Source organism: Mycobacterium kyorinense (genome assembly GCF_001672775.1).
GTDB lineage: Bacteria > Actinomycetota > Actinomycetes > Mycobacteriales > Mycobacteriaceae > Mycobacterium > Mycobacterium kyorinense_A.
On the sequence record NZ_LZKJ01000049.1, the window covers coordinates 90,773 to 104,151 of the forward strand.

A 13,379-nucleotide genomic window follows, 5' to 3' on the forward strand; every position below is an offset into this window, starting at 1 on the left:
TCGGCGAAGCCGGGCGCAGCGGGTCGCCACTACTGAAAGGACCATTAGATATGTCTATCTTTCTGACCAAGGACAACAAGGTCATCGTTCAGGGCATCACCGGCAGCGAGGCCACCGTGCACACCGCTCGGATGCTCAAGGCCGGCACCCAGATCGTCGGCGGCGTCAACGCCCGTAAGGCGGGCACCACTGTCACCCATGAGGACAAGGGCGGCCGGGTCATCAAGCTGCCGGTGTTCGGCAGTGTCGCGGAGGCCATGAAGGAGACCGGCGCCGACGTCTCGATCATCTTCGTGCCGCCCAAGTTCGCCAAGGACGCCATCATCGAGGCCGTCGACGCCGAGATCCCCCTGCTGGTAGTCATCACCGAGGGAATTCCGGTGCAGGACAGCGCCTATGCCTGGGCCTACAACGTGAGCAAGGGCAACAAGACCCGCATCATCGGCCCGAACTGTCCCGGGATCATCACCCCGGGCCAGGCGCTGGTCGGTATCACGCCGGCCAACATCAGCGGGCCGGGTCCGATCGGCCTGGTGTCGAAGTCGGGCACGTTGACCTATCAGATGATGTTCGAGTTGCGGGACTTCGGGTTTTCCACCGCAATCGGCATTGGCGGCGACCCGGTGATCGGCACCACTCACATCGACGCCATCGAGGCATTCGAGAAGGATCCGGAGACCAAAGTCATCGTGATGATCGGCGAGATCGGCGGCGACGCCGAGGAACGCGCCGCCGACTACATCAAGGCCAACGTCTCCAAGCCCGTCGTCGGATACGTCGCCGGGTTCACCGCGCCTGAGGGCAAGACGATGGGGCACGCCGGTGCCATCGTGTCCGGTTCGTCGGGCACCGCGGCCGCCAAGAAGGAAGCCCTGGAGGCGGCCGGCGTCAAGGTCGGTAAGACTCCTTCGGAGACTGCGGCGCTGGCGCGCCAGATCCTGCAAAGCATGTAGGTCCGGTGAGTATCGACGCCTGCACCCCCGTCGTCGTCGGTGTCGGGCAGGCTGCCGAACGGATCGACGACCCGTACTACCGCGCAATGTCGGCCGTGGAGTTGGCCGCCGCCGGGGCTCGTGCCGCGTTAGACGATTGCGGCGCCGACGTGGCCAAGGTTGCCGCGGCGATCGACACCGTCGCGGGCGTGCGCCAGTTCGAGATCTCCGGACCGGCTCAGCCGGTGTTGGGCAAGTCGAACAACTACCCACGCTCGGTGGCCAACCGGATCGGCGCCGACCCGGCCCGGGCGATTCTGGAGGTGGTGGGCGGACAAGGCCCGCAGCACCTGATCACCGAATTGGCCGGTGGGATCGCCGCCGGCCAGGCCGAGGTCGTGTTGATCTTCGGGTCGGACGCGACGTCGACGACGCGCTACTTCGCCACGGCCGACAACCGCCCGGACTTCACCGAGACGGTCGAGGGCTCGCTGGAAGACCGCGGCTACGGCATCGAGGGACTCATCAGCCGCTACACGGTGGTGCACGGCTTGGTGGACGCGCCCACGCAATACGCGTTGCTGGAGAATGCCCGACGGGCCGGGACGGGACTGGGGCCGGCCGACTATCTGCGGCGAATGGGTGAGCTGTTCGCGCCGTTTTCCAAGGTGGCCGCGGACAATCCGTTCGCCGCTGCGCCGGTGCGGCGCGATGTCGAGGAACTGATCACCGTCACCGAGAGCAACCGGATGATCTCCGAGCCGTACCCGCGGCTGCTCGTCGCCCGCGACCAGGTCAACCAAGGTGCGGCGGCCCTGCTGATGTCGGTGGAGGCTGCGCGCAAACTCGGTGTGCCCGAAGAGAATTGGGTTTTCCTGCATGGGCATGCCGATATGGAAGAGCAAAGCCTGCTGGAGCGGCCCGATCTCGGGCACGCCCCGTCGGCGGTGATGGCGGTGCGCGAAGCGCTGGCGGTAGCCGGCATCGGCATCGACGACATCGCCACGTTCGACTTGTACAGCTGCTTCCCCGTGCCAGTGTTCAACATCTGCGACGGGATGGGCATTGCGCCCGACGATCGGCGCGGGCTGACCTTGACCGGTGGCCTGCCGTTCTTCGGCGGGGCCGGCAACAACTACTCGATGCACGGCGTGGCCGAGACCGTCGCGCAGATGCGCAGTAGGCCAGGGCAATTCGGTGTCGTCGGCGCCAACGGCGGCATCATGAGCAAGTACTCGGTCGGGGTGTACTCGAGCACACCGGTGGAATGGAAAGCCGATCGCAGCGCCGAGCTGCAGGCACAGATCGCCGCAGCGCCGACCGTGGCGGTGACCGAGCAGGCCGAGGGGACCGGCACCGTGGAGACCTACACGGTGCGGCGCGACAACGGCCGGTTGACCGGGATCATCATCGGCCGCTTAACCGCCGACGACAGCCGGTTTTTGGCTACCACCGAGGACGACGACTTGATCGCGCTGCTGACCGAGGGCGACCCGCTCGGACAGTCGGTTTCGGTGCGCTCGTTCGACTACGGCAACCGCTGCACGCTGTCTTAACTTCTTGCGCGAGCGTGCGTGTCCCCGGTCGACACGCCGACATCAAACCCGTTTCTGCGCACGCTCGACGCTAAACCGAGGCGGCCAGCTTGCCGGCCAGCCGCTCCACGTAGGCGGCCACCTCGTCTTCGGAGCGGTCCGGCAACCCGAACAGCACCTCGGTGACACCCAGTTCGGCCCAGCGGGCCAGCTTCTCGGGCACCGGCTTGAAGTCCAGCGCCACGATCTGCGGCGCCCCGTCGCGGCCGGCGGCCGCCCAGGTGTCCTGCAATAGCTTCACCGGCTCGTCGATGTCGACGTCCCGCGGCGTGGTGATCCAGCCGTCGGCGCTCCGTGCGATCCACTTGAAGTTCTTCTCGGTACCGGCCGCGCCCACCAGCACCGGGATATGCGACTGCACCGGCTTGGGCCAGGCCCAACTGGGCCCGAAGTTGACGAACTCACCCTGGTAAGCGGCTTCCTCCTGCGTCCACAGCGCCCGCATCGCCTCGAGGTATTCACGCAGCATCGTGCGACGCCGGCCGGGCGGCACACCATGGTCGGCCAGTTCGTCGGTGTTCCAGCCGAACCCCACGCCGAGACTCACCCGGCCGCCGGACAGATGGTCCAGAGTGGCAATCGATTTGGCCAGCGTGATCGGATCGTGTTCCACCGGCAGTGCCACTGCCGTGGACAGCCGAACCCGTGAGGTGACCGCGCACGCCGCGCCCAAACTCACCCACGGATCCAACGTGCGCATGTAACGGTCGTCGGGCAACGACTCGTCGCCAGTAGTCGGGTGCGCCGCCTCGCGCTTGATCGGGATATGCGTGTGTTCTGGGACGTAGAAGGTGTGGAAGCCGTGGTTTTCGGCGAGGGTGGCGGCCGCGGCCGGGGAGATACCACGGTCGCTGGTGAACAGCACAAGCCCGTAATCCATGCCCTGAATTAGAACGTGTTCCAATCCACCGGGCAACCGCGGGGTCACAGATTGACACGCGTGGGGCGCAGCGCCTTCACCAGTCTGTGCGCTAGCGTGGATGATCGAATCGCGTCGCAACGCCGCGCCAGCCGTCACGGCGTTCATGGAGCGGTCCGACGCAGCGTCGCGGGGAGCGGCGCATGGGAGTGACAAGCGCCGCACGACAGTGGGGCCGGAACAGCACTGGAAGCACAGGAGAAGCCATGACCTACTCGCCCGGCAGTCCCGGATATCCGCCCGCTCAGTCGCCGGGCTCCTACGGAGCGTCTTCACCGTCGTTCGCGAAATCCGATGACCACGCGAGCAATTTGGGTCTCTACTTGACCATCGCAGTGGTGGCGCTCGGCTTGGCGAGCTATCTGGCGAGCTTCGGCACAATGTTTAATGTCGACTCCGACGTCGGCCCGGCCGTACCGGTTTCCGGCGACATCGGGATCGGGATCCTCGCGGCGCTGGTGGCCGCGCTGCTCGCCGCCGTCAGTTTGGTGCCCAAGGCGAAGAACTACGCGGCGGTGGTCGCGGCGATTGCGGTGCTGGGCGCGTTGACGGCGATCAAAGAGACGCTCAGTACGCCAAGCGGTGTCTCGGCCGCGTGGGCGTTGTGGTTCATTCTGGCCTGCGGCGTGATTCAGGCGATCGTCGCGGTCGTTGCACTCCTGCTGGAGGCGGGCGTCATCACCCCGCCCGCGCCGCGACCCAAATACGAGCAGTACGGCGGTCACTACGGCCAGTACGGCGGCCAGTCCGGTTACTACGGCCAGCAACAGGGCCATTACCAGCAGCACAGCCCCCAGTCGCCGCAGGGCTATGGGTCGCAGTACGGCAGCTACCCGTCGTCGCCGTCGACCGGCGGTTTCAGCACCGTCGGCCAGCAGACCGGCCCGCAGCAGCAGCAACAGTCTTCGCAGCAGGGGTCGTCCCAACACGGCCCGGCCACGCCGCCCACCGGCTTCCCCAGCTACGGCCAACCGCCGTCGAGCGGTTCGGGATCCCAGAGCACAGGTCAGGGGAGTTCCGGCACCCAAAGCGGTTCGGGCCAGAGCCAGCAGTCGTACGGCCAGGGCCAGCAACCACAGTCTCCGTCGTCTGGCCCGTCGCAGTCCTGACGAGCCCAGCGGGTCGCGTCCGAGTACCCCGGTGGTGATCGCCAGCGCGGCGACGACGGGCGCAGCGGGTTAGCAACGTGCGCAAAGAGTGACGTGGGTGGCTGACAATCCAGCGGTAGGCGCCCGCCAGGCCCGTGACCTGTTGCGGGTGGCGTTCGGCCCGGCGGTGGTGGCGCTGGTCATCATCGCCGCGGTGACGTTGCTGCAGTTGCTGATGGCCAACAGCGACATGACCGGCGCGCTGGGCGCCATCGCCAGTATGTGGCTGGGTGCCCATCAGGTGCCGATCTCGATCGGCGGCCGTGAGCTCGGTGTGATGCCGTTGTTGCCGGTGCTGCTGATGGTGTGGGGGGTTGCCCGCACGACGGCCCAAGCCACCGCCGGCACGACGTCCTGGTTTGTCATCCGCTGGATCGTGGCCTCAGCGTTGGGCGGGCCGCTGCTGATCGCCGCGGTCTCGTTAGCCGTGATCCACGATGCCGCCTCGGTGATCACCGAACTGCAGACGCCGAGCGCGCTGCGGGCATTCGTGAGCGTGCTGGTGGTACACGGCATCGGCGCACTGATCGGGGTCGGTTCGCGGGTGGGGCGCCGGGCGTTGGCGGTTTCGCCGTTGCCTGACTGGCTATTTGATTCACTGCGCGGCGCGGTCGCAGGCATGCTGGCGCTGCTGGGACTGTCCGGCGTGGTGACGGCCGGATCGCTGATCGTGCACTGGGGGACGATGCACGACCTTTATGCGATCACCGATTCGATTTTCGGCCAATTCAGCCTGACCGTGCTGTCGGTGTTGTATGCACCCAACGTCATCGTCGGTACCGCCGCGGTTGCGGTGGGATCCAGTGTCCATCTCGGTTTCGCGACATTTAGCTCGTTCACCGTGTTCGGCGGCGACATTCCCGCGCTGCCGGTGCTGGCTGCGGCTCCGAGCCCGCCGCTGGGGCCGGTGTGGGTCGCGCTGCTGATCATCGGCGCATCCTCGGCAGTGGCGGTCGGGCAGCAATGCGCACGGCGCCCGCTTCCGGCGTCGGCGGCAGTCGCCAACGTGGTGGTTGCCGCGGTGTTGGCGGCGCTGACCATGGCTCTGCTGGGGTACGCCGGCGGCGGGCAGTTGGGCAACTTTGGCGGTGTGGGTGTCGACCAAGGCACCTTCGGTGTCGCGGTGTTCCTCTGGTTTGCGATCGTGGGACTGCTCACGGTGGTGATGGCCGGCGGGATCAGCCGCCGGCCCCGGAAGCCCAAGACCGTACCGCCTGCCCCCGAACCCGACGACCGACCAGTCGAGCCGGACCAGGCGCAACACGATCCGGTCGTCGACGCCGACGCTGCCGAGCCCGTCACACCGACCGATACGGACGACGTGCCGCCGGGCGCGGACTGAGGATCGGGTGTCCAGCTACGCTCAGCCTGTGCAGCAACCGCTCCATGTGCCTCCCAGCGCGCCGGCACGGCTGGTGGTTTTGGCTTCGGGTACCGGTTCGCTGCTCGAGTCGCTGCTCGGCGCCGCCGCGGGGGACTACCCCGGCCGGGTGGTCGCCGTCGGGGTGGATCGCGCTTGCCGGGCGGCCGAGGTCGCCGCTGTAGCGGCGCTGCCGATCTTCAGCGCCCGGCTCAAGGACTACCCCGGCCGCGACGCGTGGGACGCCGCGCTCACCGAGGCCACCGCCGCGCATTCGCCCGACCTGATCATCTCCGCCGGGTTTATGAAAATCCTTGGACCGCAGTTTCTTTCACGCTTCTCGGGTCGAATCGTCAACTCACATCCGACGTTGCTGCCGGCCTTCCCCGGCCCGCACGGGGTAACCGACGCGCTGGACTACGGGGTGAAGATCACCGGCTGTACGGTGCACCTGGTCGACGCCGGCACCGACACCGGGCCGATACTTGCTCAGCAAGCCGTTCCGGTGCTCGACGGCGACGACGAGCAGACCCTGCACGAGAGAATCAAGATCACCGAGCGGCAGTTGTTGGTGGACGTGGTGGCCGCGGTGGCAACCGGCGGCGTGACGTGGAGCGGACGAAAGGCGATCATCGGGTGAGCAACGACGGGAGACGGCCGGTCCGTCGCGCATTGATCAGCGTGTACGACAAGACGGGACTGATCGACCTCGCCCGCGGTCTGCACGCCGCCGGCGTCGACATCGTCTCGACCGGCTCGACAGCGAAAACGATTGCAGATAGGGGCATTCCGGTCACCCCGGTGGAAGACGTCACCGGCTTCCCGGAGGTGCTGGACGGCCGGGTGAAGACCTTGCACCCGCATGTGCATGCCGGGTTGCTCGCCGACCTGCGCAAGCCGGAGCACGTCGCAGCCCTCGAGAAACTCGGGATTGCCGCCTTCGAGCTGGTGGTGGTCAATCTGTATCCGTTCGGTGAGACGGTGGATTCCGGCGCCGGTGTCGACGAGTGCGTCGAACAGATCGATATCGGCGGACCGTCGATGGTGCGGGCCGCGGCCAAGAACCATCCCAGCGTCGCAGTGGTGGTCGATCCGCTCGGCTATGACGGCGTGCTCGCCGCGGTGTCCAACGGCGGGTTCACGCTGGCTGAGCGAAAGAAGTTGGCATCGTTGGCATTCCGGCACACTGCCGACTACGATATCGCGGTCGCCAGCTGGATGGAGTCGACGCTGGCGCCCGAGCAGCCGCAGACATCTTTCCCGGAGTGGTTCGCCGGGTCGTGGCGGCGGTCGACATTGCTGCGATACGGCGAAAACCCGCATCAGCAAGCAGCGCTCTACACCGACGACAGTGGTTGGCCCGGCTTGGCGCAAGCCGAGCAGTTGCACGGAAAAGAGATGTCCTACAACAACTTCACCGACGCTGATGCCGCCTGGCGGGCAGCGTTCGACCACGAGCAGACGTGTGTGGCGATCATCAAACACGCCAACCCGTGCGGGATCGCGATCTCCTCGGTTTCGGTGGCCGACGCGCATCGCAAAGCCCACGAGTGCGACCCGCTCAGCGCGTTCGGTGGAGTGATCGCGACCAACACCGAAGTCAGCGTCGAGATGGCCGAATACGTCAGCACTATCTTCACCGAAGTGATTGTGGCGCCGGCGTATGCTCCCGGGGCCGTCGACGTGCTGGCGCGCAAGAAGAACATCCGGGTGTTGGTGGCTTCCGAACCGCTTGGCGGCGGAACCGAGGTGCGGCAAATCAGCGGCGGACTTCTGATGCAGCAACGTGACCGGCTCGACGCGCCGGGGGACAATCCGGCTAACTGGACGTTGGCGGCGGGGTCGCCGGCTGGCCCAGAAACGTTGGAAGACTTAGTGTTTGCCTGGCGTACTTGCCGCGCGGTGAAGTCCAACGCGATCGTGGTTGCGGCCGACGGGGCCACGGTCGGTGTCGGCATGGGTCAGGTCAACCGCGTGGACGCGGCCCGGTTGGCCGTCGAGCGCGGCGGGCAGCGGGTGCAGGGCGCGGTCGCGGCGTCCGACGCGTTCTTCCCGTTCCCGGACGGGCTGGAGACACTGGCCGCGGCCGGGGTCACGGCGATCGTCCATCCCGGCGGCTCGGTTCGCGACGACGAGGTGACTGCCGCTGCGGCCAACGCCGGCGTGACGCTGTATCTGACCGGCGCGCGGCACTTCGCGCACTAAGAGCCCGCCGAGTGTGGGATTGTGTTACGCGAAATCGCGAAAAGCGTGCATCAAGCCCACATTCGGCGGTGTAGTTAGGCGCTGGCTTCGTCCGGCACGGTCGTCACGTAGCGGATGAATCCGGCGACCTCCTCGACTGCTCGGCGGGCGTCGGGGTTGACGTCGAAGCTCAGCTGGAACATGTGCATGGACTTGTGCCACTCCTGCAGCCACACCGGCACCTCGGCCGCCCGCAATCGCTCGGCCAGCGTCCGGGCGTCGTTGAGCAGCATCTCGTGGGTGCCCACTTGCAGCAGGAACGGGCCGAGTCCGCGCAGGTCTGCTTCGGGCGGCATCACCGGTAGCGGGCGGGTGCCGTTGACGGTGGCGAACACGTCGTAAATGAACTTGACCGTCATGAACGGAAACATCACGTCGCGGTGACTTTTCAGCGCGCGGTATTTCAACTCCATGTCCGACGACGTCAGCGGGGACAGCAGCGCCTGCCCGGCCGGCACCGGCAGCCCGGCGTCCCTGGCGGCCAGCGCGGTCTGCGCTGCCATCAAACCGCCGGCCGAATCCCCAGCCACCACAACGTGTTCCGCAGCAAAGCCGCGGGATAGCACGTACCGGTAGGCGTCGAGTCCGTCGGACACCGCGTCGTCAATGCCGACCTGCGGCGCCAGCCGATAGCCCACATTGAACACCTGGGCGCCCGTGGCAGCTGAGAGCTTGCTGACGAAGCGGCGATGTGAATTCAGGCCCAGGGTGACCAGCGCCGAGCCGTGGAAGTAGACGATGACCCGCTCAGCGCCCCGCGCCGACCCCGCGACCACCCACTCGGCCGAGCAGTGCGGCAGCCGAACCGCAGTGATGTCGGTGTCCGGCAGCGGCGGAATCACTCGCAGCGGCTTGTCGATCACGTCGAGGCGGGCGCGCTGCAGCGCATCTGGGCGGAAGCGGTTGATGACCATGCCGACAACAGTCAGGGTTGCCAGCACGGGCCGCACGAAGATCGCCGTCAACAGGGCAAGCAGGCTCTGCTGCCAGCAGGCCGGCCCGAAATGCGCGGTCGCGGGACGATCACGCCAATCCAGCAGGTTCACGGGACCAAGGGTATCGGGTAGCTGGGTATGCCCGACACATGGCGGATCCGACGTGGCATGACGCAGGTTGAGACGCCGTCGTAGCGTGGAGTGGTGACCGCACCGACCCATCTGCCCCGCACCGTCGGCGAACTGCGCGCCGGCGGGCACCGCGAGCGGGGAGTCAAACAGGAAATCCGGGAAAACCTGCTCACCGCGCTGGCCGAGGGTGACGACATCTGGCCGGGAATCCTGGGCTTCGACGACACCGTATTGCCGCAGCTGGAACGCGCGCTGATCGCCGGCCACGACTTCGTCCTGCTCGGCGAACGGGGTCAGGGCAAGACGCGACTGCTGCGGGCGCTGGTGGGGTTGCTCGACGAGTGGACCCCGGTGATCGGCGGCGCCGAACTCGGCGAGCATCCCTACTCGCCGATCACCCCGGAGTCGATCCGGCGCGCCGCCACCCTGGGCGACGACCTACCGGTGGAGTGGCGACACCGCAGCGAGCGCTACACCGAGAAGTTGGCGACACCGGATACCAGCGTGGCCGACCTGGTCGGCGACATCGACCCGATCAAAGTCGCCGAGGGACGCAGCCTCGGTGACCCCGAGACCATCGCCTACGGGCTGATCCCGCGAGCGCACCGCGGCATCGTTGCGGTCAACGAGCTGCCCGACCTCGCCGAGCGCATCCAGGTGTCGATGCTCAACGTGATGGAGGAGCGTGACATCCAGGTTCGCGGTTACACCCTGCGCCTGCCGCTCGACGTGCTGGTGGTGGCCAGCGCCAACCCGGAGGACTACACCAACCGCGGTCGGATCATCACTCCGCTTAAAGACCGGTTCGGCGCGGAGATCCGCACGCACTACCCGTTGGAGCTCGACGCCGAAGTGGGTGTCATCGTGCAGGAGGCGCACCTGAGTGCTCAGGTGCCTGAACATCTGACCCAGATCATCGCGCGGTTCGCTCGCTACTTGCGTGAATCCCACTCGGTCGATCAGCGCTCCGGCGTCTCGGCCCGATTCGCGATCGCGGCCGCCGAGACGGTGGCTGCCGCCGCGCGGCATCGCGGCGCGGTGCTCGGCGAAACGGACCCGGTGGCCCGAGTGGTGGATCTCGGCACCGTCATCGACGTGCTGCGCGGCAAGTTGGAGTTCGAGTCCGGTGAGGAAGGGCGCGAGCAGGCAGTGCTCGAACACTTGTTGCGCCGCGCCACCGCCGACACCGCGTCGCGGGTGCTTGGTGGTCTCGATGTCGGCCCATTAGTGGCCGCGGTCGAGGGTGGTTCGGCGGTGACGACGGGGGAGCGGGTGTCGGCCAAGAACGTGCTGGCGGCGCTGCCCGAATTGCCGGTGATCGACGCGGTCGCCAAGCGGTTGGGCGCGGAATCCGAGGGCGAGCGCGCCGCGGCCCTGGAGCTGGCGCTGGAGGCACTGTATTTGGCCAAGCGAGTCGACAAAGTGTCCGGTGAGGGCGAAACCGTCTATGGCTAATTTCGATGGTGACGACTCGCTGCGCCCGGCTTCGCCGCGCTTGCGATCGTCACAAGGGCACTCGTCGCGGTACTCGGCGTACACCGGCGGGCCGGACCCGCTTGCTCCGCCGGTGGACCTGCGCGAGGCGCTGGAGCAGATCGGGCAGGACGTGATGGCGGGCACTTCGCCGCGCCGGGCGTTGTCCGAGCTGCTGCGGCGGGGCACCAAGAATCTGCCTGGTGCCGACCGGCTAGCTGCCGAAGCCAACCGGCGACGACGGGACTTGTTGCGCCAGAACAATTTAGACGGCACATTGCAGGAGGTTAAAAAGCTTCTCGACGAGGCGGTGCTGGCCGAGCGCAAAGCACTGGCCCGCGCGCTCGACGACGACGCACGCTTCGGCGAGCTGCAGCTCGAGGCGCTGTCGCCATCGCCGGCCAAAGCTGTTCAGGAGCTCTCCGAGTACAACTGGCGCAGCGGCGAGGCCCGCGAAAAGTACGAGCAGATCAAAGATCTGCTGGGCCGCGAGATGCTCGACCAGCGCTTCGCCGGGATGAAGCAGGCATTGGAGGGCGCTACCGACGAGGACCGCCAGCGCGTCACCGAGATGCTCGACGACCTGAACAACCTGCTGGACAAGCACTCCCGGGGTGAGGACACGCAGCAGGACTTTCAGGACTTCATGAACAAGCACGGCGAGTTCTTCCCGGAGAATCCACGCAACGTCGACGAGCTGCTCGACTCGCTGGCCAAGCGGGCTGCCGCAGCGCAGCGGTTTCGCAACAGCCTGAGCGCCGAGCAGCGCGCCGAGTTGGATGCGCTGGCGCAGCAAGCATTTGGGTCGCCGGCGTTGATGCAGGCGTTGGATCGGCTGGACATGCATCTGCAGGCCGCCCGCCCGGGCGAGGACTGGACCGGGTCGTCGGAGTTCTCCGGTGACAACCCCTTGGGGATGGGGGAGGGCGCGCAGGCGTTGGCCGACATCGCCGAGCTGGAACAACTGGCCGAGCAGCTGTCCCAGAGCTATCCGGGCGCGACCATGGATGACGTCGACCTCGATGCGCTGGCTCGCCAGCTCGGCGACCAGGCGGCCATCGACGCGCAGACGCTGGCCGAGCTGGAGCGTGCGCTGGTCAACCAAGGCTTCTTCGACCGCGGTTCGGACGGCCAGTGGAGGCTCTCGCCCAAGGCGATGCGGCGGCTGGGTGAGACGGCGTTACGCGATGTGGCAGAACAGCTTTCCAGTCGGCGCGGCGAGCGTGATCACCGGCGTGCCGGTGCGGCAGGCGAACTGACCGGTGCCACCCGACCGTGGCAGTTCGGTGACACCGAGCCGTGGAATGTCACCCGCACGCTGACCAATGCGGTGCTCCGGCGGGCCGGCACCGCGACCGTCGACGGGCCAATCCGGATCACCGTGGACGACGTGGAGGTCTCCGAGACCGAGACCCGCACACAGGCCGCGGTGGCGCTGCTGGTCGACACCTCGTTTTCGATGGTGATGGAGAACCGCTGGTTGCCGATGAAGCGTACCGCGCTGGCGCTCAACCATCTGGTCAGCACCCGATTCCGCTCGGATGCGTTGCAGATCATCGCGTTTGGCCGCTACGCGCGGACGATGACACCGGCCGAGCTGATGGGCTTGGAGGGTGTCTACGAGCAGGGCACCAACCTGCACCACGCGCTGGCGCTGGCCGGCCAGCATCTGCGTCGCCATCCCAACGCGCAGCCGGTGGTTTTGGTGGTCACCGACGGCGAGCCGACTGCGCATCTGGAAGGAATCGACGGCGAGGGCACGGCAGTATTTTTCGACTATCCGCCGCACCCCCGGACCATCGCCCACACCGTGCGGGGATTCGACGACATGGCCCGGCTGGGCGCGCAGGTGACGATCTTCCGACTCGGCAGCGATCCGGGCCTGGCCCGGTTCATCGACCAGGTGGCGCGACGCGTGGAGGGCCGGGTCGTGGTGCCCGACCTCGACGGGCTGGGCGCCGCGGTGGTCGGCGACTACCTGCGGTCCAGGCGGCGGCGCCGCTAGCGCTGAGCTTTGCGGTTCTTCCGCTTGATACCCACACCGCCCCACAGCGAGAAGCCGCGAACCTTGACTGTCGGAGCGCCCGGTGAGCCTTCGCCGCTGACACGTTGATCGAACCCGCCCATCACGCCGTGGCCGTGGATATCGACGTTGACTTCGGGCGGCAGCAGAATTGTTTGCCCGCCCATGATCGAGTAGGCGCGAATCTCCACCTCGGTGGAGGTGAAGTCGGCGTAGCGGAGATCGACGACCCCACCGCCCCACAGCGCGAACGTCGTCAACTTCTTCGGCACATTCCACCGGCCGCGCCGCTCGAATGCGCTCATGATCGCCAGCAGCAGAGTGGACGGCGCGGGTTGGCAGTCGCCGCCACGACAAGGGCTCACCGAGCCAAGTAAGTCGGAGTGCAGGCGGTCCAATTCTGCATACGTCTTGGCCGCGTACGCCTTGGTGAGCCGATCTTCGTAGTCGCTCATCTGCAGCCGGCCCTGGGCAGCGGCTTCGGTGAGCAACTGAGCCACCTGGATGCGGTCGGTTTCGGCGGCGCGCGGCAGACCGCTCCGCTCGCCCTCCGCGCCTGGCTGCGCTGAATTGCTCATCACCATGAGCCTACGACGAAGAATTTTTGCTGCAAGGCAT

11 protein-coding genes are annotated in these 13,379 nt (G+C 67.1%); 8 read left to right on the forward strand and 3 right to left on the reverse strand.

The annotated features are described in order from the left end of the window. Window positions 1-50: 50 nt before the first annotated feature. Both sucD and A5707_RS04655 read left to right on the forward strand, forming a co-directional pair. The gene (sucD, locus tag A5707_RS04650; protein WP_065013339.1) at window positions 51-953 is read left to right on the forward strand and encodes a succinate--CoA ligase subunit alpha; all 903 of its coding nucleotides are present in this window, start codon (window positions 51-53) and stop codon (window positions 951-953) included. A gap of 5 nt (window positions 954-958) precedes the next feature. Beyond that, complete coding sequence (locus A5707_RS04655) at window positions 959-2,488, forward strand: acetyl-CoA acetyltransferase (protein WP_065013340.1); 1,530 nt, start codon at window positions 959-961, stop codon at window positions 2,486-2,488. Between the two features lie 70 nt (window positions 2,489-2,558). Here A5707_RS04655 and A5707_RS04660 read toward each other — a convergent pair whose 3' ends face one another. Then, window positions 2,559-3,407 carry an LLM class F420-dependent oxidoreductase gene (locus A5707_RS04660; RefSeq protein ID WP_065013341.1) on the reverse strand — a complete coding sequence of 283 codons (849 nt, stop codon included), beginning with the start codon at window positions 3,405-3,407 and terminating at the stop codon, window positions 2,559-2,561. A gap of 245 nt (window positions 3,408-3,652) precedes the next feature. On the opposite strand from A5707_RS04660, the gene A5707_RS04665 reads away from it, so the two are divergent. The 4 genes from A5707_RS04665 (at window position 3,653) to purH (ending at window position 8,159) form a co-directional block, all read left to right on the forward strand. Then, window positions 3,653-4,555, forward strand: coding sequence for a DUF5336 domain-containing protein (locus A5707_RS04665; protein WP_065013342.1), 903 nt, complete (start codon window positions 3,653-3,655; stop codon window positions 4,553-4,555). Between the two features lie 97 nt (window positions 4,556-4,652). After that, window positions 4,653-5,936, forward strand: coding sequence for a DUF6350 family protein (locus A5707_RS04670; protein WP_082969251.1), 1,284 nt, complete (start codon window positions 4,653-4,655; stop codon window positions 5,934-5,936). Window positions 5,937-5,964: 28 nt separating this feature from the next. Beyond that, complete coding sequence (gene purN / locus A5707_RS04675) at window positions 5,965-6,594, forward strand: phosphoribosylglycinamide formyltransferase (RefSeq protein ID WP_065013343.1); 630 nt, start codon at window positions 5,965-5,967, stop codon at window positions 6,592-6,594. Next, window positions 6,591-8,159, forward strand: coding sequence for a bifunctional phosphoribosylaminoimidazolecarboxamide formyltransferase/IMP cyclohydrolase (gene purH, locus A5707_RS04680; protein WP_065013344.1), 1,569 nt, complete (start codon window positions 6,591-6,593; stop codon window positions 8,157-8,159). The genes purN and purH overlap by 4 nt, the downstream gene beginning before the upstream one ends. Before the next feature lie 74 nt (window positions 8,160-8,233). On the opposite strand, the gene A5707_RS04685 is transcribed toward purH, so the two are convergent. Further along, entirely contained in the window at window positions 8,234-9,244 is a 1,011-nt protein-coding gene (locus tag A5707_RS04685) for an alpha/beta hydrolase (RefSeq protein WP_065013345.1), read from the reverse strand. Between the two features lie 90 nt (window positions 9,245-9,334). Between A5707_RS04685 and A5707_RS04690 the strand changes: the two genes are divergently transcribed. Next, window positions 9,335-10,720: an ATP-binding protein gene (locus A5707_RS04690; RefSeq protein ID WP_065013346.1), complete on the forward strand. Its 1,386-nt coding sequence runs from the start codon at window positions 9,335-9,337 to the stop codon at window positions 10,718-10,720. Then, on the forward strand, window positions 10,713-12,743 hold the full coding sequence (locus A5707_RS04695; RefSeq protein ID WP_065013347.1) for a vWA domain-containing protein: 2,031 nt from the start codon (window positions 10,713-10,715) through the stop codon (window positions 12,741-12,743). Before A5707_RS04690 ends, A5707_RS04695 begins: the two co-directional genes overlap by 8 nt. On the opposite strand, the gene A5707_RS04700 is transcribed toward A5707_RS04695, so the two are convergent. Next, window positions 12,740-13,339, reverse strand: a complete 600-nt coding sequence (locus tag A5707_RS04700) for a DUF1707 SHOCT-like domain-containing protein (RefSeq protein ID WP_065013378.1) — start codon at window positions 13,337-13,339, stop codon at window positions 12,740-12,742. The genes A5707_RS04695 and A5707_RS04700 overlap by 4 nt on opposite strands. Window positions 13,340-13,379 lie beyond the last annotated feature (40 nt).